This is a genomic window from Bradyrhizobium sp. (genome assembly GCF_047605465.1).
GTDB lineage: Bacteria > Pseudomonadota > Alphaproteobacteria > Rhizobiales > Xanthobacteraceae > Bradyrhizobium.
In genome coordinates, this window is sequence record NZ_JASGFS010000006.1 from 60,742 (window position 1) to 85,356 (window position 24,615).

Below are 24,615 nucleotides of genomic sequence, written 5' to 3' on the forward strand. Positions count from 1 at the left end.
CTTTCAAGACCGATCAGTCCAAATATCAACGCGGCAGGAATGGGCGAAGGCGCTCATGGAGTTTCCTACCTGATGAAGCGGTCGAGCAGCGCGTCGACGGCGGCTTGCGAGGTGGCCCGGGCCGGCGCGGTCTTGCCGACCACGCGCAGCCCTTCGACGAAACAGACCAGAATTCGGGCGGCACTCGCGGGCTCGACGCCATCGGCCAACCTGCCCGCCGCCTTGGCGCGGGACAGCGCATCCGCGATCCTCGCCTCCATCGCCTTGAAGAAACTCGCCACGCGACGGCCGACATCGGCATCCTGGCCGGCCAGTTCCATCGCTGTCGCCACCAGCAGGCATCCCCGCCGGCCATTGGCGCCGGAGGTGCGGTCGACATAGCCGGCAAGACACGTCCGCAGGCCGTCGACCGGCTCCTGCCGGGACTCGAATTCGACATCCATCCGCGCCAGCGCATCGGCGATGTAGCGATCGAGGGCGCGCAGGAACAGCGAATGCTTGTCGCCGAAGGCGGCATAGAGGCTGCCACGCGAGAGCTTCGTCGCACGAAGCAGGTCCGGCAGCGCCGTGGCGTGATAGCCGCGCGACCAGAACACGTCCATCGCCCGCGCAACGGCTTCGTCTTCATCGAAGCTTCGGGGCCGACCACGCGGCAATTGCAGTGAGGTCTGGCGGCTCATGGCCGATATATAGACCAATCGGTCGTTAAATAGCAAGCGGCCCTTTGGGGCTCGAGGTCCGATCCCCGGGGGACGTCTGTCGCGGGTCAAGATGAGAGGGGGCCGGGCTTCCAGCGCGATCGCCCCGGAAAAACGAGGTCCGGAAACGGAGGCGAATCCAAACCGGACCTCGGACCGCGAACTCCACCGAAGTGAAGCAGCGATCGGGCGACTAACGCCTCAAGAAGGCCGAAAGTTCACATCAATCGTCTTGCGGCGCGCACTTCGGCGAATTCGGCGTCGGGATGGCTCACGATGGTGGCGAACATGATGCCGCCGACGATCAGCGACCAGGCGGTGTCCCAATAAATCCAAAACATGTGCCGGCCTCCGGTTCAGTCCTCCGCTCGCGGGATCAAGGCAACGGCAGGGTGAGCCCGCCGTTCCCTGGCGATCGTAGCTCGGTGCAACCAGACCCGACGACGCCCCGCGGTCTTTTTCTTGGTCGGCGGCGGCGGCGATCGGTTTGACCGGTGTGGCGCTTTGCCACGACGCTCCTGTCCTACTTAGGTGACGGGCGGGTCCGGCTCACCCGGGACCGGTTCGCAATTACGTGAGCCCAGCCGCGCGTTGTGAACGATTTCATAGGATCGTCGCGGTTTGCAGTGCACGATCGTCTCGCGCGGCGGCGCATGATCTTCTCGGCGAACGGATCTGGCCTGATGCACAAGCGTCTCATCGCCTGGACTATCCTCACGTCCGCCCTGGTCGCGATCGCGGTGTGGACGCTGCTCGGGCCGCCCGATCAACCCGGCGGGCCGCATCTGCCCTCGCGCAGCGTGACCGCGGCATCGCGGTAGGCATCCCGCGCAAGCGATACGATTTCAGCATCGATCGATCTCAACTGGCGCTTGGTGCCGCGACGGATTGGCCGCTATCCTCCACCGCAACACGACCGGGGTGGAGGAGGCCATATTGAGATCGACGAGCCGCATCGCGCCACGCGCAGCGATCGCCACCACCCTCGCCTTCCTTGCCTTCATCTCCGGAGCTTGCCCCGGCATGGCCGCGACCTTCGCCTATGTCGGCAACGCCGACAGCAACGACATCAGCGTGTTCGAGATGTCCGATAACGGAGAGATGACTCCGGTGCAGACGGTCACGCTCGCGGGCGTCGAGAAGCCCGGCTCCTCGACACCGCTCGCGATCACACCGGACCATCATGTGCTGATCGCCGGCGCCCGCGCGCAGCCCTACCTCGCGGTGAGCTTCTCGATCGATCACCGAAGCGGCCGGCTCAGCCACATCGGCAACGGGCCGCTGGCCGACAGCATGGCCAATATCGCGAGCGATCGCGCCGGCAAATTCCTGTTCAGCGCGTCCTTTGGCGGCAACAGGGTCGCGGTGAATCCGTTGCTCGCAAATGGCGTCGCCGGCGCGCCGACGCAGGTGATCCCGACCGGGCCGAACGCGCACGCCTTCCTGCCCTCGCCGGACAATCGCTTCGTGTTCGCGACCAATCTCGGCTCGGATCAGGTGCTGGCCTTCGCGTTCGACGCGGCGACCGGCGCGCTGACCCCCGCCGATCCGCCGGCGATCAAGGTGCCGGAGAAATCAGGACCACGGCACTTCGTTTTCCATCCCAACGGCAAGTTCGTCTATCTCGTCCACGAGTTGAACGGCGACGTCGCCGTTTTCGCCTATGCGGCCGGTAGCGGCGCATGGACCGAGATCCAGCGCACCACCGCGATGCCCGCAGGTTCCAATGCCAAGCCGTGGGCCGCCGACATCCACATCACGCCGGACGGCCGCTTCCTCTACGCCTCCGAGCGCACCACCAGCACGCTCACCGCCTACAAGGTCGACGCGGTGGCCGGCAGACTGACCACGATCGGCAGCGTGCCGACCGAAACGCAGCCGCGCGGCTTCAACATCGATCCCGGCGGGCGCTACCTCGCCGCGGTGGGCGAAACGTCCGACGGCATGACCGTCTATGCCATCGACCAGGACAGCGGCGCGCTCGCCAGGCTGAAATCCTACCCCACCGGCAAGAGACCGAACTGGGTGGAATTCTTGAGCCTGCCGTGAGGGCGTTCTGTACCGCTCCCACTGCCCTGCTCCCTCCGTATCGTCATGGCCGGGCTTGACCCGGTCATCCACGTGTTCCGCGCAAATGGGCGGGGGTCGGGGATGCCCGGGACGAGCGCGAGTGTGACGCGCGCGCCGAGGCGATCGTCCGCGAACCTTCCCTGCGGTCCGGCAGACTAATTCAACGGGCGGCAACGCGCCGCCCGCGCTGCTGCGGCATTCTCATCCCGGCCCGCCCATGGCCCGCCGCATCCGCTTCTGCTATCGATGAGGCCGTCAAGGCCCCAACCGGAATGACCGATGCGTCCATTGCCTGCGCGTTCCTTTTCCCAAAAGCTCGTTGCTCTCGCCGGACTGCTCCTGATGTCCGCCCATCCTGCGCTCGCTGCCGATGACGACGCTCCCAAGGGACCGGCGGTCACGGTGCTGAAGGCGGCGAAATCCTGTTTCTCCGACATCGTCGAGGCCACGGGCTCGATCATCGCGCGCGAGGAGACATCGGTGCGGCCCGAGCGTCCCGGCCTGAAAATCATCGACGTGCTGGCCGAGGCCGGCGAAACCACCACGGCGGGCCAGGTGCTGGCGCGTCTTTCGCTGCCGGAAGGCGGCACGCTTCAGGTCACCGCACCAGTGGCCGGGGTCATCGCCACGTCGACCGCGCAGATCGGCGGCCTCGCCTCGGCCAAGGGCGAAGCGCTGTTCACGATCGTGGCGCGCAGCGAATATGATCTCGTCGGCCTGGTGCCGACCACCGACATGCGCAAGCTCGCGGTCAACCAGCCCGCGACCGTGCGTATCGCGGGCGCCGGCGACATCGACGGCAAGGTGCGCCGCATCGGCCCCACCATCGAGCCGAACATTCAGCAGGGCATGGTCTATATCGGCATCTCCTCGCAGAAGCGGCTGCTGCTGAACGCGAGCGGGCGCGCGCTGATCAAGACCGGGCAGAGCTGCAACGTCGCGGTGCCGCTCACGGCCGTGCAGTATTCGTCCGCCGGCACCGTGGTGCAGGTGATCCGGCGCAACCGCGTCGAGACCAAGCGCGTCGAGGTCGGCCTGATGTCGGGCGGCAATATCGAGGTGCGCGAAGGTCTCAACGAAGGCGACATCGTGGTCGCCCGCGCCGGTTCGCTGCTCCGCGAGGGCGATCCCGTCCGCCCGGTGATGGCGAGCGCCGAACCTGCGAAGTAGGTTTCACCACACGCGCCATTGCGAGGCGCGAAGCGACGAAGCAATCCGGAGTCCTTCCGCAAGAGGATTCCGGATTGCTTCGCGGAGCCCGTCATCGGGCCGCCTCTTGCGCGGACCCGCCGGCTCGTGACGGAGTGAGGGCCGTGTGCGTCGCCTGCATCGTCCGCAAGGGATCCGCGCAAAACGAAGCCCCGGCTCAGCGTCACATCATCGGATGATGCGACGCGTCCGGGGCTCGGGACACGCTTGATCTGGGAAGAAACTAGCCGCCGGCTTGGCTGATGCGGATGTCCTCGAGCAGCGAGGAGGAAACGGTCGGGACCTGGTCGCCTTCGGACGCGCGGGAGATGGCGACGCGGGTCTTGTTGAAGACGCTTTCGGCGCTGCCCTGGGCGTCGAGATTGTTGAGGAGCTCGCTGACCAGCACGCTGTGCTCGCCCTTGCCGTCGTCGGCGACCTTGCCCGGCGACGCCGAGGACAGGATCAGCGCGTTGTCGGGCGCGCTGATCGGCGCAAGCCCGTGGCTGTAGGAACGGAAGCGGCGCTCATAGGGATTGCGGCGGGAGGCGTCGACCACGACGAGCTTGGCCTTGGCGCCCTGCTGCTTCATCATGTCGAGCACGCCGTCGATCGACACGCCGTTGCGGCGAACGTCGCTCTCCTTCCAGATCACGGCATCGACCGGCAGCATGTAGCTCTCACGGCCGGCCTGCACACCGTAACCACCGAAGAACAGCATGACGACGCTGTCGCGCTTGATCCTGGACTTCAGGCGGTTGACGGCGCGGACCATGTCGTCCTTGCTCGCGTCTTCCACCATGTCGACGTCGAAACCGTTCTTGCGCAGGGTCGAGGACAGCGCGCGGGCGTCGTTGATCGACTGCGTCAGCGGCGCGCTGGCGTCGGGGTAGTGACCGTTGCCGATGACGAGCGCGAGGCGCGAGGTCTGTCCGATCGTGCCCGTGATCTGGTCGGTCGAGACGGCCTTGGCGGCATCAAGCGTGCGCATGTTGAGAGCAGCATGCGCGCCGATCACGAGCGACACCGTGCCGATGAGGGCTGCGGCGACTGCGATCGTGCGGCGGGAAATGTCGAGCTGCCTTACATTCATCTCGGTTCATTCCTGTCAGTGCCAAAGACCGACCAAGCGCGCGCACACTGCTTGAGTAGCGCGATGGCGTCTTTAGGTTTGAGGGATTGGCCGGGGGAGTGCCCCCGAATTGCGCGCAATTTGCGGCGCCGCACCAAACAAACCCTTAACCGGATATCCATGGCCCGGCAATAGATCGCCCCAAATTTGATCTAAGCAACTGAATATATTAGCTAAATTAGCTCGCAGAATTTGCGTATTTTTTCGTCCCGGGGGCCCTTTCGGGCCTTGACTGGGCCGCCTTCAGACAGGCTTTTTATGTGACTTCAATCACGTTTGTATTTCCCGCGAATCCGGGTAGCCTTTTCAACGACTTGGAGGGGGTGGCGCACGGATGGGAGCGCGCCGGCCGGCCCCCGGCCAAGGCCCCGCGACCAGGTATTTCATGAGCTTTCATTATTTCGCCGGCGCCGCCTGCCGGGCGCTGACGGCGCGGAAGGACGGCCCCTCTCTTTATGATGTCTGCGACCCCGTGTTGGCGGGCGCGTCCAGCGGCGACCCGCATCTGGCAAAATTCTACAAGACCGCGCTCGGCAATCCGGCGCTGCGGGTGCTGCTCCGCCGCGCCGGCCTGCCCGAACTGCGCGACCCGGCGAAGCTCGCAAGCCTGCGCGAGTCCCTGGTCCGCGCCCGAGACGACGCCGAGCCCGATTGGGCGGTGGTCGGCCAGCCCGTCGCCGACCTCGTCGACAGCATCGCGCTCGACCATCCGAAGCCGCCGCCGGTGCCGTTCGCCGGCACCATGCCGGCGCAGGCGCAGATCGACGGCGTGATCCGCGACTGCGCGCAGCATCTGCTCGGCTCGTACCGCAAGAACGGCTTCCTGCCGACCTATGCCGTGTTCAACCTGATCGGCGATCCCGACTTCCGCGGCCGCGAGCTGATCATGGCGCTGAGCGGCCTGAACGCGCGCGGCTACAAGAACTCCTCGCTGCTGTTCAACCTCGCCCGCGTCTTCATCGCGCGCTCGAAGGCATCAGCCGTCGTCAATCCGCCCTGGAAGGGCATCGCCGAGCCGATGTGGGAGCCGGTGCAGATCCGGCACCGCTCAGCCTATTACGATGCCTTCTTCATCGAGGCTCTGCTGAGCTATGTCGAGACCGGGCTCGCCTCGCCCGCCGACACGGCGGCGGCGCAACGCGCCATCGCCGACATGGTCGATTTCTGCATCCGGATCAGCCGCGAACAGGTCGCGGGCACCGACGGCGCACGCTTCGACGTCATCACCGCGCTCGCGCCGGCTCCGCATCCGCGCTTTTCGCGCTTCTTCGCGCAGATCAAGCAGGATCTCGGCTTCGGCGTCTACGTGCCGGACTGCGACACCACGGCCTGCTCGATCTCCGCGGCGGCGCAGGCCGGCTCCGCCGACCCGATCCTCGACCAGCCGCTGCTGGACTTCTATGCGGGCTACCAGGTGCGCGCCGGCGTCAACGAACCGCGCGTGACGGTGCCGCTCAACGACAACATCGACTACGAGGGCGGGGTCGCGACCTGGATCGACAATCTCGCCGGCGAGCGGCCCTACGGCAACGACCTCGATCCGACGCTCAATCTCGACATTCTCGAAGTCAGCTTCCGCAATCTCGCGCGCTGGAAAGTGCTGGAGACACCGGCACGGCTCGCCACCGTGCGCCGCATCATCGGCTTCCAGAAGCGGCTCGCGGCCTCCGGCGCTTTCGCCAATCCGCGCTCGCACATCTACTATCTGCCGGAGCTCTACAGCGCCTATTTCGGCCGCTGCTATGCGACCTTCCTGTCGCTGCCGCTGGCCGCGCAGGCCGCGATCGACCCCGACGGCGATTTCGACTTCATCCGCCACCGCGTACTCTCCTACGTCAAGGGCGAGTTGATGGCCGGCGAGATGAACGTGTTCGACGCCGCGCTGGCGCTGATCGCGCTCGGCCATCTCGGTGCCGACCCGCGCGCCTTCGCGCCGGCGCTGAACGTGATCGTCACCCAGCTCGGCGAGGGCGGCCGCCGCGGCCCGTTCCGCGCCTATGAGTGGAACAAGATGAAGACGCCAACCCGGATCCTGGTCGGCGGACCGGAGGTGACGTCGGCCTTCGTCCTGATGGGGCTTGCGGTCGCGAAGCGGGCGATGGCACGGGGGTGAGGCGAAGCTCTCGTGGGCCGCGCGGCAGTGGGCCCACGCCGCGGCGCGGGACACCCAAGCGGTGAATGACGGGAAGTTGAAAGCCTATCTGTTAGGCAGACGCTGGCCCGCCGGACAAAAGCCGACCACAATTGCGGGGTTTATCGAGCCTTTCATCCCACGCGGACCGGCATGTTGCGAAAACTCCTGATTGCGCTGTCTTTGCTCGGCTTCTCCCTGCTCACTTTGCCGTCGCTGGCGCAGGCCGCCGACATCACCGGCACGGCGAAAATCCGCGACGGCGATTCGGTCGCGATCGGAAACACGCGGATCCGGCTCGGCGGCATCGACGCGCCGGCGGTCGACCAGCTCTGCCTCAATACCAACGGCGAGCGCTGGACTTGCGGCGCCGCCGCCCGCGACGAGCTCGCCAAATACGCCGAGGGCAAGACCTGGGTCTGCCATGCCCGCTCGGTCGACCGGCGCGGCCGCACCGTGGCGCGCTGCGAGGTCGGCGGCGAGGACATCCAGAAATGGCTGGTCCGCAGCGGCTGGGCGCTGGCCTATACCCGGGTGTCGCATGATTACGAGGCCGACGAGGCCGTCGCGCGCGAGGCCAAGGCGGGCATGTGGCAAGGCGCCTTCATCGCGCCATGGGACTGGCGCGTGCGCAACAAGAAGACCCCGATTCTCGGCGCCGCCAAGCCGCCCGAGGGCGCCCACGCGGTGCTGCTCGCCTCCGCCTCGGGGCCGGTCGCGCCGTCGCCGGACTGCACCATCAAGGGCAACGTCAACAGCGCCGGCGAGTGCATCTATCACACCCCGACCAGCCGCTGGTACACGCAGATCAAGATGAAGATCAGCAAGGGCACCCGCTGGTTCTGCTCGGTCGAGGAGGCGGAAGCCGCCGGCTGCCGAGAGACGAAACGATAACCCAGCTCAGACCTGCATTTTTACGTGCTTTTCCGAGGCCCCAGCGGCGCGTAGAAGTGTGACCCAGCAACCCAACAGCCTGTTCTCAAGCAACAAGGACCAACACCAATGACCGTTCGCGCGGGCCGGGAATTTCTGGCCATCCCCGGGCCCACCACGATGCCCGACGAGGTGCTGCGGGCGATGCATCGTCCGGCGATAGACATCTACTCCAAGCAGATGACCGATCTGACCGACAGCCTGCTTCGCGACATCTCCAAGCTGTTCGCGACCAAGGGCAAGTCCTACATCTACATCTCCAACGGCCACGGCGCCTGGGAAGCGGCGCTGAGCAACGTGCTGTCGCGCGGCGACAAGGTGCTGGTGCTGGAAAGCGGCCGGTTCGCGGTCGGCTGGGGCAACGCCGCGGCCCTGATGGGCGCCGACGTCGAGGTGCTCAAGGGCGACTGGCGCCGCGCGGTACGGCCGCACGAGGTCGAGGAGCGCCTGCGCCGCGACAAGGAGCACAAGATCAAGGCGGTCGTCGTCGTCCAGGTCGACACCGCGTCCGGCGTGCAGAACGACATCGAGGCGATCGGCAAGGCAATCAAGGCGAGCGGCCATCCGACGCTCTACATGGTCGACACCGTCGCCTCGCTCGGCTGCATGCCGTTCGAGATGGACAAATGGGGCATCGACGTCGCGATGTCCGGCTCGCAGAAGGGCCTGATGACGCCGCCCGGTCTCGGCTTCGTCGCCGCCAATGACCGTGCGCTGGAGGCGCAGAAGAAGGCCAATATGAGCACGCCCTATTGGAGCTGGAGCGAGCGCGAGGGCAGCGAGCATTATCGCAAATATGCCGGCACCGCGCCGGTGCATCTCTTGTTCGCGCTGCGCCAGGCCATCGACCTGCTCCATGAGGAAGGGCTGGAGAACGCCTTCCGCCGCCACAGCCTGCTCGGCGAAGCGGCGCGCCGCGCGGTCGCCGCATGGTCGGAGGGCCAGGTGCTCGGCTTCAACGTCGCCGAAGCGAGCGAGCGCTCCAACACCGTCACGACAGTGACCATGAGCAACGGCCATGACCCGGCGCTGCTGCAGCGCTACTGCAAGGAGAAGTGCGGCGTCGTGCTCGGCACCGGCATCGGCGATCTCTCCGGCCAGGCCTTCCGCATCGCCCATATGGGCCACGTCAACGCGCCGATGCTGCTCGGCACGCTCGGCGTGATCGAGGTCGGTCTCAACGCGCTGAAGATCCCGCACGGCAAGGGCGGCCTCGAAGCGGCGGTCGCCTATCTCGGCGACGAAGTCGCGGCGTAGGCCGGGCCGCAAGCTGCACCAGCGTTCCGGCGAAAGCCGGGACGCATGCCGGCTAGGGCAACGCCACCACGACGCCCTCATTGCCGCGCAGATCCAGCACGCCCTCGAGCCGCTCGCCCTCGCGATCGAGGAACGTCGACAGCAGGATCTCGCTGCCGAAACGGATGGCGCTGGTGGTGACGGCGATCGGATCGGCGCCGAGATTGAGCGCCACGATCAGCGATCTGCCGTCCTTCTCGCGGCGATAGATCAGCAGATCACCCTGCGCCGCGATCGGATGATAGTCGCCGGAGATCAGCGGCGGGCAGCCGCCGCGCAAACCGATCAGCCGCTTGTACAGGGTCAGGATCGAGCGCGTGTCGGGCTCGAGATTCACGACGTTTTCGTGGATGTGATCCTCCGGCAGCGGTAGCCACGGCTTCACCTGGGAGAAGCCCGCGAAGTCGGAGGAATCCCACTGCATCGGGGTGCGGCAGCCGTCGCGGCCGACGCCGATGCCGGGAACGTTGCGCTCGAAGGGATCGCGCACGTCGGCCGGTGCGATCGCGACCTGATGCATTCCGATCTCGTCGCCGTAGTAGAGCGTCGGCGTTCCCCGCAGCGTGAGCAGCAGCATGGCGGCGACGCGGGCCTGCTCCGGCCCGACACGGCTCGCCACGCGCGGGCGATCGTGATTGCCGAGCACCCAGTTCGGCCAGGCGCCCCTCGGCAGCGCCTTCTCGTAATCGTCGATGATCTTCTCGATCGACCGCGCGCTCCAGAAGGTCGATAGCAGCGCGAAGTTGAACGGCATCTGCGCGCCGGTGAGATCGTTGCCGTAATAGGCCATGAGCCGATGCAGCGGCAGATAGACCTCGCCGATCAGCACGCGCGCGCGATACGCATCGGTGACACGCCGCATCTCGGCGATGACGTCATGCACCTCCGGCTGGTCGGTGGAATATTGCGTCAGGATCTTCTCGTGGGGCGGGCGTCCCTCGACATAATGCGGGTTGGGCGGATTGTCGCGAAACTCGGCGTCCTTGATCAGATGCCAGATCACGTCGACGCGAAAGCCGTCGACGCCCTTCTCCAGCCAGAACCGCATCACATCGTAGATCGCCTCCCGGACGGCGGGATTGCGCCAGTTGAGGTCCGGCTGCTGGGCGAGGAAGGCATGGTAATAGTACTGCCCCGTCGTCTCGTCGAACTGCCACGCGCTGCCGCCGAACTCGGACAGCCAGTTGTTCGGCACGCTGCCGTCCGGCTTCGGGTCGCGCCAGATGTACCAGTCGCGCCTGGGATTATCGCGCGAGGACCGGCTCTCCACGAACCACGGGTGCTGATCGGAGGTGTGGTTGGGCACGAGATCGAGGATCAGCTTCAGGCCCTTCTCGTGCGCCGCGGCGAGCAGCGCATCGAAATCCGCCATCGTGCCGAACACGGGATCGATGCCGGTATAGTCGGAGATGTCGTAGCCGAAATCGGCCATCGGCGACGGGAAGATCGGCGACAGCCAGATCGCGTCGACGCCGAGCGATCTCACATAGGGCAACCGCCGCAGGATGCCGGCGAGATCGCCGACGCCGTCATCGCCGCTGTCCTGAAACGAGCGCGGATAGATCTGATAGAAGATGCCCTCGCGCCACCAGTTCTCGCCGCCCTGAGCCATGTCGAAATCGTCACCCTGAAATCTGCCCCGCGCGTAAGAACGCCGCAGGAGCGCCATGGTTCAGACCTGTCGGCCAATTGGGACAGCCGTGTGACGGATCCGGCCACCTGTTTCCGGCGCGCGGGGACGAATCTTTTGCTTGGCGGCATGGCAAAAATCGGCATTGTGAGGCCATGACCGAGCAAAATGACTCCCAGGACTCCCAACAGGCCAAGGCCGGCGCGATCATCGTTCCGGTGACGCCGTTCGAGCAGAATTGCACCATCATCTGGGACGAGCCCGGCAAGAAGGCCGTGGTGATCGATCCCGGCGGCGACGTGCCGAAAATCCTCGAGGCGATCAGGCAGACCGGCGTCACCGTGGAGAAGATCTGGCTGACGCATGGCCATATCGATCACGTCGGCGGCGCGGCCGAGCTGCGCGATGCACTGAAGGTGCCGATCGAGGGCCCGCATGCCGCCGATAAATTCCTGCTGGACAACGTGGTGGAGAGCGGTGCGCGCTTCGGCATGACCGGCGGGCGCAATTTCGAGCCCGACCGCTGGCTCGATGAAGGCGACACCGTATCGATCGGCGGCCTGCGCTTCGACGTCCTGCATTGCCCGGGCCACTCGCCCGGCAGCGTCGTGTTCTTCAACAAGGAGCTGCGCTTCGCCCATGTCGGCGACGTTCTCTTCAGCGGCTCGGTCGGGCGCACCGACCTGCCGGGCGGCAATCATGCGACGCTGATCGACTCGATCAAGACCAAGCTGCTCCCGCTCGGCGACGACGTCGGCTTCATCTGCGGCCACGGCGCCGGGTCGAGCATCGGCCAGGAGCGGATGACCAATCCGTTCATCGTCGGCGAGCTGTAGATTTCATTCGGCGTCCCCGCGAACTCCGCTGACCTCGCGCGAGGCCAAGCGCCGTTCCCTGACGACCCAGCGAGGCCGGAGCTACTTGATCAAGCCGGCCGCGGTCAGTGCGCGCGTGATGATCTGGCCGAGGTCGAAGCCGTGGGCCTCCTCGCGCTTCGGCTCCGGCTGATCCTCCCCGGCAACCGCGGACCGGATCGAGCGGGCGAGATGCGGCGCGGGCGAGCGCGCGGGCACAGGCTTCTGCGCGGGCTTCGCCGCCGTCTTCTTCCTGGCGGCGTCCGGAATCCAGTTGGTCAGGCCGAAGAACTTCGCGATGTGATAGGACGATGAAATCCCGGCCTCGATGAGGAAGGCACCTTCCGCGCCGTAGCGCTGCTCGTTGTCGGCGATGCCGAGCGGAGTGCCGTGCGCCATGTCCGTGATGGTGTAGGATTCGACCAGCGTCTCACCGTTCCTGTTCCACCAGGCCTGGCGCGGATAGCCGTCGACATTGGTCTCCGCCATCGGCACCGCAGGCAGATCGTGCAGATCGAGCCACTGCTTGACGATCTCGTTGGCATTGCCGGGATTGACGGTGCGGTCGGCGCTGCCGTGCCACACCGAGATTCTCGGCCATGGGCCGCGATGATCCGATGCATTCCGGACGAGATTGCCGAGTTCGCGCGCGTCCCGCGCCGGTGAATGGAACATGCCGTCCAGCGCCTCGCGCAGATTCGAGGCGATGCCGTAAGGCAGGCCCGCGATGACGGCGCCGGCAGCGAACACGTCCGGATATGTGGCGAGCATCACCGACGTCATGCCGCCGCCGGCGGACAGGCCGGTGATGAAGATGCGGCGCTCGTCGATGCGACAGGCCTCGGCCAGATGCGCGATCATCTCGCGGATCGAGCACGCCTCGCCGCTGTCGCGCGCGGTGTCCTCTGGAGAGAACCAGTTGAAACAGGTGTTGCCGTTGTTGACGCGCTGCTGCTCGGGCATCAGCAGCGCGAAGCCATAGTGCTCCGCCAGCGTCGACCATCCCGCGCCGAGATCGTAACCGGCCGCGGTCTGGCCGCAACCATGCAGCACCACGACGAGCGCGCGCGGCTTCTGCAATTGCGCAGGCACGAACGCGAACATGCGCAGGTTTCCGGGATTGGTGCCGAAGCCGGTGACTTCCTGCAGCGGGCTCGATCCATCAGCGCCGCGGCCCGGCTCGAAGTGCAGACCGTCGAGCCTTGGCAGACGTCTGAGGAGATCGACATTCCTGGCGAGCGACACGGCAACTCCTGGTGGGCGACATTCAACGTTCACCCAAACCAAATAGTTGCTGCAGTGCAAAATAAAAAGACCGTGTGCTGTCAATCCCGTAGGAATCGCGGGAAAACCCGCGGAAAACGCAAATATTAACGGCACTGCCTCAACTTCGTGCAGAGCCGCGGCGCATCCACGACAGAAAAGCGGCGCAGATCATGATTAACGCCGCAAACAATGCGAGCGAAACGAGAAATCCTGCGCGCGATGATTGCAACGCCTCCACGGCGAAGAACACCGCGCCGATTGCGGCCACTCCGGCCGCATTTCCGATCTGTGCCGTGGTGCCATAGGCGCCCGACGCCGAGCCCGCAGCCGCGGGCTTCACCGTCGACAGCACCACGCCGGAGAGCGGCGCCATGACCAGGCCCTGGCCATAGCCGAAGACGATCATGGTGAGCGCGAGCAGCAGCGGCGACGGCGCATCGACACGGCCCGCAACGAGCGCGAGCGCTGCGAGGCCCGCGATCTGCAGCACGCAGCCTTCGATCAACACCCCCGTGCCGCGATGCCGGGCCCGCACGCCGCTGTGGCGCGACGCCACCACGAAGGACAACGCAAGTGGAATGAACGCGAGGCCGGCCGCGAGCGGCGCGATCTTCAGGCCCCTCTGCATGAACAACGTCATGATCAGGTAGAACGAGAGATTGGCGGCGAAGAAGAAAAAGACCGCGCCCAATCCGCGCAGGAAGATTGCGTCCGACAGCAGTGTCAAATCGATCAGCGGCATGCCGCCGGCGCGCGCAACCGCATGCTCGAGCCTCACGAACGCGACGAGGATCGCGCTGCCGACTGCCATCACTGCCCATAGCCAAGGCGCCCAGCCGACGTCGTGGCCGAACAGCAGCGGACCGATCAGGCACAACAGGCCCGCGAACAGCACGACGCTGCCGATGATGTCGAGCCTCGTGCCGCTCCGTCGCGGCACCGAAGGCATGATGCGCCATGCCGCTGCCGCGATGACGAGGCCGCACGGCACGTTGACGAAGAACACCGAGCGCCAGCCGGTGCCCGCCAGATCGATCGTGACCAGCAGCCCGCCGAGCAGGAAGCCGGCGGCGCCTGCGAGCCCGAGCACGATGCCATAGATGCCGAAGGCGCGGCCGCGCGTTTCGTCCGTGAACAGCAGGTGCAGGGTCGCCAGCACCTGCGGCACCATCAGCGCCGCGGTACCCCCCTGCGCCAGCCGGGCGATGATCAACTCGATGCCGGATTGCGCGAGCCCGCACCACAGCGACGTCAGCGTGAAGCCGAGCACGCCGGCGAGAAACACGGCCCTCGTGCCGTGGATATCGCCGAGCCGGCCGCCGGTGACGACCAGCGTCGCATAGGCGATCAGATAGATCGCGATGACGGATTCGATCTGCGCCGGGGTCGCATCGAGATCGACCGCGATGGTGGGAATGGCGACGTTCACGATGAAGGCGTCGACGCCGAACATGAATTGGGCGGCGACGACAATCGCCAGCACCCACCAGCGGCGCGACGAATCGATCTGCTTTGTGACGGTTTGATGCATCGGCACACGCGCCCCGGAGTATTTATTTTCGCGCGAAGATCGCAGATCGGCGTCATCCGCGCGATTACCTCGGAGGTAGGACTTGCTGCCTTGGCCCGATTGCTGCATGTGAATTTCCGCTGATTTCGCGGTTCGGAAGCCTCCCGATGTACGATTACGACATGGTGGTGATCGGCTCAGGCCCATCTGGGCGCCGGGCCGCGGTGCAATGCGCCAAGCTCGGCAAGGCCGTCCTGGTGGTGGAGAAGGGCCGCCGGGTCGGCGGCGTCTCCGTTCACACCGGCACGATCCCGTCGAAGACCCTGCGCGAGACCGTGCTCAACCTGTCCGGCTGGCGCGAGCGCGGCTTCTACGGCCGCTCCTACCGGGTGAAGCAGGACATCGTGGCGAGCGATCTCATGACGCGGCTGCAGAAGACGCTCGACCACGAGGTCGAGGTTCTCGAGCACCAGTTCAGCCGCAATCTGGTGCGGACCGCCAATGGCGAGGCGCGGTTCGTCTCGCCGCATCAGATCGAGATCACCAGCGCGATCGGCGAGACCAAGGTGGTGTCGGCCGCGTTCATCCTGATCGCCTGCGGCACGCGTCCGTTCCGCCCGGGCGACGTGCCGTTCGACGGCGAGACCGTGCTCGACAGCGACGAGATCATCGAGCTGCCAAAGCTGCCGCGCAGCCTGGCGGTGATCGGCGCCGGCGTGATCGGCGTCGAATACGCGACGATCTTCAGCGCGCTCGACGTACCCGTGACGCTGATCGAGCCGCGGCAGACCTTCCTCGATTTCATCGACAAGGAATTGATCGACGAGTTCATGCACGAATTGCGCGACCGCAACGTCGCGCTAAGGCTCGGATCGAAGGTCACCGCGATCGAGAAGACCGCGCAGGGCAGCATCGTCACGCACCTGTCGGACGGCCGGCATGTCACCACGGACATGCTGCTGTTCGCCGCCGGCCGCGTCGGCGCCACCGATCGGCTCAATCTCGGCACGGCGGGCATCGCGGTCGATCACCGCGGCCGCATCCAGGTCGATCCCGTGACGCTGCAGACCAGCGTGCCGCACATCTACGCGGCGGGAGACGTGATCGGATTTCCGAGCCTCGCCTCCACCTCGATGGAGCAGGGCCGCGTCGCGGCGTGCCACGCGCTCGGCATGGAGCCGATGGCGCCGCCGGAGTTCTTCCCCTACGGGATCTATTCGGTTCCTGAGATCTCGACCGCGGGCCTCACCGAGGAAGAGGTCCGCACGCGCGGCATTCCCTACGAGGTCGGCATCGCGCGCTTCCGCGAGACCTCGCGCGGCCACATCATGGGACTGAACAGCGGCATGATGAAGATGATCTTCTCGACCAAGACGCGCCGCCTGCTCGGCGTGCACATCCTCGGCGAGGGCGCCACCGAGCTGATCCATATCGGCCAAGCCGTGCTCAATCTCAAAGGCGGCATCGACTATTTCATCCAGAACACCTTCAACTATCCGACGCTCGCCGAGGCCTACAAGATCGCCGGGCTGGACGCGTGGAACAGGATGACGCGCTAGCCGCGGAATTCCTCCCGCTTGCGTCGTACCCCGGCTTGTCCCCGGCACTCACATTCCCGGTGCTCTGCTGAAGACGTGAATGGCCGGGACAAACCCGGCCATGACGAGATCGGAAGCGTCTGCACGCAAGTCTGGCGGGATGGCGAAGAGGCACGCATGCCTGCATTCCGCCGGACGGGACATCGCGCGATTGCGTTCGGGCTGTCCGGCACGTAGCCTCACGCCACCAACAAACAGAAAATCAAAGCCGGAGAGAACGCCATGGCGCGCCTGAAGTTCGGAGCCTTCCTTGCCCCGCATCATCCGATCGGGGAGCATCCGATGCTCCAGTTCCGGCGCGATCTCGACCTCGTCGAGCAGCTCGATGCGCTCGGCTATGACGAATTCTGGTGCGGCGAGCACCATTCCTCCGGCTGGGAGATGATCGCCTCGCCCGAGATGTTCCTCGCGGCGGCGGGCGAGCGCACCAAGCGGATCAGGCTGGGCACCGGCGTGGTGTCGCTGCCCTATCATCATCCCTACAACGTCGCCCAGCGCATGGTGCAGCTCGACCACATGACCGGCGGCCGCGCCATCTTCGGCTCCGGCCCCGGCGCGCTGGCCTCGGACGCGCACACGCTCGGCATCGATCCCATGACCCAGCGCGACCGCCAGGACGAGGCCATCGGCGTGATCCGCCGCCTCTTCAACGGCGAGCGCGTCACCGCGAAGAGCGACTGGTTCACCATGAACGACGCGGCGCTGCAGATCCTGCCGTTGCAGGAGGAGATGCCGTTCGTGGTGGCCTCGCAGATCTCGCCTTCCGGCATGACGCTCGCCGGCAAATACGGCATCGGCATCATCTCGCTGGGATCGATGACGACGCAGGGCCTGATGTCGCTGCAGCAGCAATGGCAGTTCGCCGAGGATGCCGCGAAGAAGCACGGCACCACGGTCAACCGCGCCGACTGGCGCGTGCTGCTTACCTTCCACATCGCCGAGACGCGCGAGCAGGCCCGCCGCGAGGCCGGCGCCGGACTGATGCGCTGGCACAACGAATACAATGTCGGCACGCTGCAACGGCCGGGCCTCACCGCGTTCGCCTCGCCCGACGAGGCCGTGGACAAGACCGCCTTCGTCGAGGGCGCGGCCTCCACCATCGGCACGCCCGACGATCTCGTCAAAACCATCAAGAACGTGATGCAGGTCTCCGGCGGCGTCGGCGCCATCATCGGCTTCGTGCACGACTGGGCCAATCCGGAAGCCACGCGCCGGAGCTGGGACATGGTCGCGCGCTATGTCGTGCCGGAGATCAACGGCTATATCGACGGCCTGCGCAAGTCGCAAAAATTCGTGATCGAGAACCGCGCGATCTTCGAACGTGCAGGGCAGGCCGTGATGGCCAAGATCCTCGAGAACGACAAGGCCGCCGAAGCGCTGAAGGTGACGGGCCCCGGCCGCGTCGCCATTCCCGCCGTCAACGCGCCGGATCTGCAGAAGGAAGCGGCGAAGCGATAGGCCGCCTCGCCGCCTGTGACGACATTCACAAGCGAGACATTCCCGCCCGTGCTATGCTGAAGCAGCGTGGCGCGGGCGCACGATGTTGCCGCGCGCGCGATTTCCGTTCGCTCAACAGCCGGGGCAGCCGTGATGTCGATCCAGAAGGGGCCCAAGCGCAACGAGCTGACGCATATCCCGGGCGACGAAGGCTGGCCGTTCATCGGCAGGACGTTCGAGGTGCTCGCCGATCCCAAGGGGTATGTCGAAGCGAACGGCGCCAAATACGGCCCGGTCTACCGCACGCATTTCTTCGGCGAGACGAATGTCGTTCTGCTCGGACCCGAGGCCAACGAGCTCGTGATGTTCGACCAGCAAAAGCTGTTCTCATCGGCCCATGGCTGGGAGAAGGTACTCGGCCAGCTGTTCCCGCGTGGATTGATGCTGCTCGATTTCGACGAGCATCGGCTGCATCGCAAGGCGCTGTCGGTCGCGTTCAAGTCGGGGCCGATGAAGTCCTATCTCGGCGATCTCGACCGCGGCATCGCGAGCCGGATCGCGCAGTGGAAGGCAAGGCCGGGCACGATGCAGCTCTACCCGGCGATGAAGCAGCTCACGCTCGATCTCGCCGCGGCGTCATTCCTCGGCGCCGACATCGGGCCGGAAGTCGACGAGATCAACCGTGCCTTCGTCGACATGGTCGCCGCCGCCGTCACGCCGGTCCGCCGCCCCCTGCCGTTCACGCAGATGGCGCGCGGCGTGCAGGGACGCGAACGCGTCGTCGCCTATTTCCGCGAGCAGATACCGCTCCGCCGCGCCAGGGAAGGCGGTGAGGATCTGTTCTCGCAACTCTGCCACGCCACCCACGAGGACGGTGCGCTGCTCTCCGAGCAGGACGTCATCGACCACATGAGCTTTCTGATGATGGCGGCGCACGACACGCTGACCTCGTCGCTGACGTCCTTCATCGGCGAGCTCGCGGCCAATCCGGACTGGCAGGAGAGATTGCGCGCGGAGGTTCTTGCGCTCGACCTTCCCGCCGACGCGCCGATGACCTTCGACGATCTCGAGAAGATGCCGCTCTCGGAGATGGCGTTCAAGGAGGCGCTGCGGATCAAGCCGCCGGTGCCCTCGATGCCGCGCCGCGCGACGCGCGATTTCACCTTCAAGGGGTTTGCGGTTCCCGGCGGCACGGCCGTCGGCGTCAATCCGCTCTATACGCACCACATGAAGGACATCTGGCCGGAGCCGGACCGGTTCGATCCGCTGCGCTTCTCCGAGGAAGCGCAGCGCAGCCGCCATCGCTTCGCCTGGGTGCCCTTCGGCGGCGGCGCGCATATGTGTCTCGGCCTGCACTTCGCCTACATGCAGGCCAAGTGCTTCGCGCGGCACTTCCTGCAGAACATCGAGGTGTCGCTCGAAGACGGCTACAAGCCGGACTGGCAGATGTGGCCGATCCCGAAGCCGCGCGACGGACTGCGGGTGCAGGTGAAGGCGGTGTGAACGCGCCGCAGCCGAAAGCCTCATCCTGAGGAACGCGGTACGCGCGTCTCGCAGGGGTGCGGCGCAATGAGGACGATCCTGCCGAATCTGTCCACCGCGAGCGCGATCGGTTCCTGCATCTGCGCCTCGATCGTCACATCGGTCCGGCGGAGGACGCAGTCGGCGCCGAGTCGCTTCGCCAGCGCCTCGCCTTCAGGTATGCGCCGTCCCGCGATCACAATTTTGGCACCTTCCGCAACGAAGACTTCCGCGGTACGCAATCCGATCCCGCTCGTCGCACTGCGATCACCGCAACCGTGCCGTCGAGCTTGCCCACGCAATGTTCCCGGTTTCAGACGATACGATGTTAAATGGCCCACACCGGTCGATGACGGCGGCGCAACGATCACGATCCCTGCCGACTGCGGAAAGGGCAAGCTATGCTTGCGCCGACGACATGCGTAACATGCCCGCCTGTGGCTCGATTTTCGAACCCAGATCGCAACCGGGCAGTCCATGGGCAAGTTGATCGAGGAATTCCGCAGAAGCTGGGAGGGCATCGCGCCGCCATCGCTGGGCCTGAGCATCGCCTTCGCGGTCGCCTGCCTGTTGCTCGCGACGCTGGCACGCTGGGGCCTCGCGCATATGCGCCCCGACGTCTATTTCACGCCCTATTTCCCGGCGGTGTTCTTCGCCACCGCATTCGGCGGCTTTCGGATCGGCGTGGTGACGGCGCTGATCGGCGGCGTGCTCGGCGTCGTCCTGAATTTCGGTGATGCCTTCGCCGACCGCGCGCGATTTGCCCTGCTGGCGCTGTATTGGGGCGTCTCGGCGCTCACCATCTGGGGCGTCGAGCATTATCGCTCACTGCTGATCGAGCAGCGCCGGATCTCCAAGCGCCTGATCGAGGAGGAGGAGTATCGCAAGCTCCTCGTCGACGAGCTGCAGCATCGGCTGAAGAACAAGCTTTCGACCGTGCATGCCGTGATGCACCAGGTGCTGCACGACCAGCCGCAGATCTGGAGCAGGATCGATCCGAGGCTGCGGTCGCTGGCCGCGACCGACGATCTGATCTCGCAGATCGACAAGTCCGGCTGCGACATCCGCGATCTCCTGATCTCGGAGCTCGGACCCTACGGCCACGTCCGCTTCACGCTCAACGGCGAGCGCTTGTTCCTGCCGGCGAAGCTCGCGGTCACGCTGTCGCTGATGTTTCACGAGCTCGCCACCAATGCCGGCAAGTATGGCGCCTTCTCCTCGCCGCGCGGCCTGCTGCAGGTGTCGTGGACCATCAGCGATGATCGCCTGGTCGTCACCTGGGACGAAACCGAGGGACCGAGCATCGACGACGTCCAGGCGCCCGGCTTCGGCACCAAACTGCTGAAGTCGGCGCTGATGGCCTTCGACGGCAAGACCGAGGTCGCCTATCTCAAGACCGGGCTCCATTGCATCATGCAGTGTCGCATTCCCAAGGGCGAGTAGCGCTCGGTCAAATGAAAGCGAACCGCGCGCTTCGCTCGCACTTTGGCAAGCGCCGTTGACGCTCTGTTAATGACGATCGATTGCCCGTGTCGCATCGCCGCAAGTTTCCAACAAAACACCCTCGTATTTCTGCGGACCCCTTAACCAAACCTAAGAGGGAACCGCGCGAGATTGTGTCGATTGCAAAGGCGCCTTCGAACAACAAGATTCATGACTTCTATGAACGACACCAAATACTCCGGCGCGAGTGAGGCCGAACTCGGATTTCTGAAGGAAATCGTTAAACTACTCCCGGCCGGCGTGACCGTGCAGGACGCGCATGGCGAACTTCTGCTGGTTAACGACGCCGCCGCGGCACAGCTCGGCCTGGACGGCAGCCGTCCTGCCCCCGATCTCGCGCAGCGCCGCGAAGCCTGCCGGCAGGCGCTGACGGGCGGCCAGGCGGTCGTCACCGAGGAAGCGCTCCATGATGGAGCCGCACGTCAGGTGCTGCTGACCACTCATCACCCGGTCCGGCTTGCCGGCCGCGAACTCCTGATCTCGGCCTCCTCCGACATCACCGAGCAGAAGAATTTCGAGGACCAGCTCTTCCGTTCGGCCTATTTCGACGAGCTGACGGGGCTGCCCTCGCGGCGCGTGATCGAACATCACGCCAACGGCCTGCTGTCGCGCGATCGCAGCGGCGAACGTTTCGCCCTCGCCTTCCTCGACATCGACAATTTCAAGCATATCAACGACTATTACGGCCATGCCGTCGGCGACGAACTGCTGGTCGAGCTGTCGAAGCGTCTCGGTCGCGGCCTGCGCGACTCCGACATGCTGTCGCGAATCTCGGGCGACGAATTCCTGTTGCTGCTGTCGCCGATCCAGAGCCAGCAGGAGGTCGCGGACTTCATGCAATCGACGCTGGAACGGTTGACCGCACCATTCTTCATCGGCAATTCGGAGGTCTTCGCTTCCACCTCGGTCGGCGTCAGCCTCTATCCCGATCACGGCCGCAGCTTCGAGATGCTGCGCCAGAATGCCGACATCGCGATGTATCGCGTCAAGAACAGCGGCAAGAGATCGGCCGCCTTCTTCGACGCCAGCATGGAGCGCGAAGCGCTCGCGCGCACGAAGATCGAGCAGTCGCTTCGGCTCGCGATCCTGGACAAGCGGTTCTGCTGCGCCTTCCAGTCCAAGGTCGACATCAGGACGCAGGAGGTGAAGGGCATCGAGGCCCTGGTGCGGCTGCGCGACGACGAAGGCGTGATCCAGGCGCCCGGCTCGTTCATCAACCTCGCGGGCGAACTCGGCCTGATCGACGAGCTCACCCATCTCGTACTCGCCGAGATCGTGAAATCGATCGACCTGATCAACGAAACGTTCGGCGCGGAAGCGACCATCAGCATCAACGTCGCCGCCAAGCAGGCCAACAATCCCGAATTCATGCGGTCCTTCGCGCAGGCACTGGACCAAACCGGCTTTCCCCAGCGCTTCATGATCGAAGTGACGGAAGACGCCTTCGTCGCCACCAATCATTTCCAGGCCGAGATCCTGCCGATGTTCCGCAAGCTGGGCATCGGGATCTCGATCGACGATTTCGGCATCGGCTATTCCTCGCTCTCGGCGCTCGCCGACATCACCGCCGACGAGATCAAGATCGATCGCTCCTTCATCACCGACATCCATAAGCGCCCGCGCAGCCAGGGCATCCTGCGCGCGATCGAATCCCTGAGCGAAGCGCTCGGCATGACCGTGATCGCCGAAGGGCTCGAGACCTTCGAGGAACTCGCCTATCTCCAGGCCGCGACCAAGATCCGCTACGCGCAGGGCTATTATTTCTCCCGGCCGATCTTCCTCGAGGAACTTAAGCTCGCGACCCCCGCCGCCAGCGAGGCACGCGTCAGCGTGGCAAGCCGCCCGCTGGCGCAGAACCGGCAGGGCTATTCGAGGGCCAGCGGGTACCGGCGATAAGCCGGCAGCGGCACGACACCCTCGGCGTCGTCCTGGCGAAAAAGCCATGATCCGGCCCCGGGGAAGCGTGCGGCTCCTCGCACCGATTTCCCTTTGAAATTGCTGCGCTTTTGGTAATAGACAAGCGGACCTCCCCTGGGGCACACCATGTCCGCTAATTCCCTCGATGTCAGCGATCCCGCCTACGTCCGCGCGCGGGCGATGGTCACGCTGTTCGAGCGGCTGGAGCATCTGTGCGAGGGTGCGATCGCGATCGATCGCGACGGGCGGGTCATCTACGTCAACGAGAAATACCTCGCCGCGCTCGGCCTCAAGCAGACTTCCCAGGCGATCGGCCGGCCGATCGAGGAGATCATTCCGAACAGCATGATGCGGACGGTAGCCGAAACCGGCGAGCCGATCCTGCTCGACATCATGGAGCTCGGCGGCGAGCAACTCGTCGTCACGCGCATGCCGATTGAGGACGAGGATCGCAACGTCATCGGCGCGATCGGCTTCGTGCTCTACGATCATCTCGAAAGCCTGCGGCCCCTGCTCGCCCGCGTGACCCAGCTCGAGAACGATCTGCGGCTGGCGCGCCGGCAATTATCGGGCGCACGTGCGGCGCGGTTCACGCTCGCCGATTTCGTCGGGGCCACGAAGCCGATCGCGCAGGCCAAGGAATTCGCGAAGCGCGCGGCGCGGCAAAGCGTGACCGTGCTGCTCACCGGCGAAACCGGCACCGGCAAGGAGCTGCTGGCCCAGGCCATCCACAACGCGTCCTCGCGTGCGGAAAAGCCGTTCGTCAGCGTCAACGTCGCCGCGATCCCGGAGACGCTGATCGAGTCGGAATTCTTCGGCACCGCGCCGGGCGCCTATACCGGCGCCGATCGCAGGGGCCGCGAGGGAAAATTCAGGCTGGCCGACGGCGGCACGCTGTTTCTCGACGAGATCGGCGAGATGCCGCTGCAACTGCAGGCCAAGCTGCTCCGCGTGTTGCAGGAGCGCGAGATCGAGCCATTGGGCTCGGACAAGATCACCAAGGTCGACGTGCGCGTGATCGCGGCGACCAATGTCGACTTGCGCAAGCGTGTCAGCGACGGCGCCTTCCGCGCCGATCTCTACTATCGCCTCAACGTGCTCTCGATCGACCTGCCGCCCTTGCGCCAATGCCTCGACGATCTGCCCGACATCTGCGCGCGGCTGATCGAGGACATCAGCGCCTCCGGCGACTATTTGAACGCGAAGATCACGCCGAGCGGATTGGCGGCGCTTGCGCGCTACGACTGGCCCGGCAATGTCCGCGAGCTTCGCAACGTGCTGGAACGCGCCTTGATCCTGAGTGATTCCGGGCGCCTGACCGGCGACGATTTCGTGCACATCCTGCCGGTCCGCGCGGATGTCACGACACCGCCACGGCAGCGAATGACCGGATCGGTCGTGCCCTATGCGGAGGCGGAAGCCGAGTTCGAGAAGCAGACGCTCGAACACGCGCTCGCAGCCAGCAACGGCCAGATCTCGGAAGCCGCCAGGATGCTCCGCATCTCGCGCGCGACGTTCTACAAGAAGCTCGCCAAGTTCGGCCTCGCTGCGGGATCGCCACCCGTCTGACATTCGAGACGGAACCTGTCCGAAGTCTCGGATTCCTGACACCACGGCGCCGGTGCCCGCCGCCGGCGCCGGCAGCGTTTCTGCCGCATTTTCAGCCATTCCGGCGCAAGGCTGCGGATCTGGCGCGGAGCTTGCTCCAGGCCGCCCCGAGGAAACGCATGGGCTGATGCGGGACGCTGCATTGCGCGGCTTCGCCGAAGCAGCGGACGCCGTCATGTCGAGGGATCGTTAACCCGATTTCGCCGAGCTGCGACGATCGGGCACGCGTCCGTCAAACCACTGTCACATGCGTTGCCTCATGCAAGCTCCGCCGGAAGGTGGAATTGCTTTGTTTGTCCGGCTGTGCAAATCGCTGTTGCCCA

19 protein-coding genes and 1 pseudogene are annotated in these 24,615 nt (G+C 65.6%); 13 read left to right on the top strand and 7 right to left on the bottom strand.

Going from position 1 to position 24,615, the window contains the following annotated elements:
• Nucleotides 1-65: 65 nt before the first annotated feature.
• Both QM712_RS08485 and QM712_RS08490 read right to left on the bottom strand, forming a co-directional pair.
• The gene (locus QM712_RS08485; RefSeq protein ID WP_415022626.1) at nt 66-680 is read right to left on the bottom strand and encodes a TetR/AcrR family transcriptional regulator; all 615 of its coding nucleotides are present in this window, start codon (nt 678-680) and stop codon (nt 66-68) included.
• Between the two features lie 236 nt (nt 681-916).
• Nucleotides 917-1,039 carry a hypothetical protein gene (locus QM712_RS08490; RefSeq protein ID WP_415022627.1) on the bottom strand — a complete coding sequence of 41 codons (123 nt, stop codon included), beginning with the start codon at nt 1,037-1,039 and terminating at the stop codon, nt 917-919.
• 342 nt (nt 1,040-1,381) lie between these two features.
• Here QM712_RS08490 and QM712_RS08495 point away from each other — a divergent pair, with 342 nt between their 5' ends.
• From QM712_RS08495 to QM712_RS08505, 3 genes are all read left to right on the top strand, one after another.
• Entirely contained in the window at nt 1,382-1,519 is a 138-nt protein-coding gene (locus QM712_RS08495; RefSeq protein ID WP_415022628.1) for a hypothetical protein, read from the top strand.
• Between the two features lie 115 nt (nt 1,520-1,634).
• Complete coding sequence (locus tag QM712_RS08500; RefSeq protein WP_415022629.1) at nt 1,635-2,747, top strand: lactonase family protein; 1,113 nt, start codon at nt 1,635-1,637, stop codon at nt 2,745-2,747.
• 300 nt (nt 2,748-3,047) lie between these two features.
• A complete protein-coding gene (locus QM712_RS08505) occupies nt 3,048-3,938 on the top strand; it encodes an efflux RND transporter periplasmic adaptor subunit (RefSeq protein WP_415022630.1) in 891 nt (296 codons plus the stop codon).
• A 262-nt stretch (nt 3,939-4,200) separates the two neighbouring features.
• Here QM712_RS08505 and QM712_RS08510 read toward each other — a convergent pair whose 3' ends face one another.
• A complete protein-coding gene (locus QM712_RS08510; RefSeq protein WP_415022631.1) occupies nt 4,201-5,049 on the bottom strand; it encodes a caspase family protein in 849 nt (282 codons plus the stop codon).
• Nucleotides 5,050-5,473: 424 nt separating this feature from the next.
• On the opposite strand from QM712_RS08510, the gene QM712_RS08515 reads away from it, so the two are divergent.
• The 3 genes from QM712_RS08515 (at nt 5,474) to QM712_RS08525 (ending at nt 9,409) form a co-directional block, all read left to right on the top strand.
• Entirely contained in the window at nt 5,474-7,201 is a 1,728-nt protein-coding gene (locus QM712_RS08515) for a hypothetical protein (RefSeq protein ID WP_415022632.1), read from the top strand.
• A gap of 171 nt (nt 7,202-7,372) precedes the next feature.
• A complete protein-coding gene (locus QM712_RS08520; protein WP_415022633.1) occupies nt 7,373-8,113 on the top strand; it encodes a thermonuclease family protein in 741 nt (246 codons plus the stop codon).
• A gap of 108 nt (nt 8,114-8,221) precedes the next feature.
• Nucleotides 8,222-9,409: a pyridoxal-phosphate-dependent aminotransferase family protein gene (locus tag QM712_RS08525; RefSeq protein ID WP_415022634.1), complete on the top strand. Its 1,188-nt coding sequence runs from the start codon at nt 8,222-8,224 to the stop codon at nt 9,407-9,409.
• Nucleotides 9,410-9,461: 52 nt separating this feature from the next.
• Here QM712_RS08525 and QM712_RS08530 read toward each other — a convergent pair whose 3' ends face one another.
• Nucleotides 9,462-11,060, bottom strand: a complete 1,599-nt coding sequence (locus tag QM712_RS08530) for an alpha-amylase family glycosyl hydrolase (RefSeq protein ID WP_415022635.1) — start codon at nt 11,058-11,060, stop codon at nt 9,462-9,464.
• A 173-nt stretch (nt 11,061-11,233) separates the two neighbouring features.
• Between QM712_RS08530 and QM712_RS08535 the strand changes: the two genes are divergently transcribed.
• The gene (locus QM712_RS08535) at nt 11,234-11,914 is read left to right on the top strand and encodes an MBL fold metallo-hydrolase (protein WP_415022636.1); all 681 of its coding nucleotides are present in this window, start codon (nt 11,234-11,236) and stop codon (nt 11,912-11,914) included.
• Between the two features lie 81 nt (nt 11,915-11,995).
• On the opposite strand, the gene QM712_RS08540 is transcribed toward QM712_RS08535, so the two are convergent.
• Nucleotides 11,996-13,177, bottom strand: a complete 1,182-nt coding sequence (locus QM712_RS08540) for a PHB depolymerase family esterase (RefSeq protein ID WP_415022637.1) — start codon at nt 13,175-13,177, stop codon at nt 11,996-11,998.
• A 139-nt stretch (nt 13,178-13,316) separates the two neighbouring features.
• Nucleotides 13,317-14,729 carry an MFS transporter gene (locus QM712_RS08545; protein ID WP_415022638.1) on the bottom strand — a complete coding sequence of 471 codons (1,413 nt, stop codon included), beginning with the start codon at nt 14,727-14,729 and terminating at the stop codon, nt 13,317-13,319.
• A gap of 146 nt (nt 14,730-14,875) precedes the next feature.
• Between QM712_RS08545 and sthA the strand changes: the two genes are divergently transcribed.
• The 3 genes from sthA (at nt 14,876) to QM712_RS08560 (ending at nt 19,246) form a co-directional block, all read left to right on the top strand.
• Nucleotides 14,876-16,267, top strand: a complete 1,392-nt coding sequence (sthA, locus tag QM712_RS08550) for a Si-specific NAD(P)(+) transhydrogenase (protein WP_415022639.1) — start codon at nt 14,876-14,878, stop codon at nt 16,265-16,267.
• 261 nt (nt 16,268-16,528) lie between these two features.
• Complete coding sequence (locus tag QM712_RS08555; protein WP_415022640.1) at nt 16,529-17,764, top strand: LLM class flavin-dependent oxidoreductase; 1,236 nt, start codon at nt 16,529-16,531, stop codon at nt 17,762-17,764.
• A 132-nt stretch (nt 17,765-17,896) separates the two neighbouring features.
• Nucleotides 17,897-19,246, top strand: a complete 1,350-nt coding sequence (locus QM712_RS08560; RefSeq protein WP_415022641.1) for a cytochrome P450 — start codon at nt 17,897-17,899, stop codon at nt 19,244-19,246.
• Nucleotides 19,247-19,320: 74 nt separating this feature from the next.
• On the opposite strand, the pseudogene QM712_RS08565 reads toward QM712_RS08560, so the two are convergent.
• Nucleotides 19,321-19,562: pseudogene (locus QM712_RS08565) on the bottom strand (SDR family NAD(P)-dependent oxidoreductase); the annotation flags it as partial.
• Nucleotides 19,563-19,741: 179 nt separating this feature from the next.
• Here QM712_RS08565 and QM712_RS08570 point away from each other — a divergent pair.
• The 3 genes from QM712_RS08570 to QM712_RS08580 all read left to right on the top strand — a co-directional run bounded on the left by QM712_RS08570 (nt 19,742) and on the right by QM712_RS08580 (nt 24,253).
• A complete protein-coding gene (locus tag QM712_RS08570) occupies nt 19,742-20,707 on the top strand; it encodes a sensor histidine kinase (protein ID WP_415022642.1) in 966 nt (321 codons plus the stop codon).
• A 219-nt stretch (nt 20,708-20,926) separates the two neighbouring features.
• Nucleotides 20,927-22,663, top strand: a complete 1,737-nt coding sequence (locus QM712_RS08575) for a putative bifunctional diguanylate cyclase/phosphodiesterase (RefSeq protein WP_415022643.1) — start codon at nt 20,927-20,929, stop codon at nt 22,661-22,663.
• 147 nt (nt 22,664-22,810) lie between these two features.
• Complete coding sequence (locus tag QM712_RS08580) at nt 22,811-24,253, top strand: sigma-54 interaction domain-containing protein (protein WP_415022644.1); 1,443 nt, start codon at nt 22,811-22,813, stop codon at nt 24,251-24,253.
• The last annotated feature ends 362 nt before the right edge of the window (nt 24,254-24,615 follow it).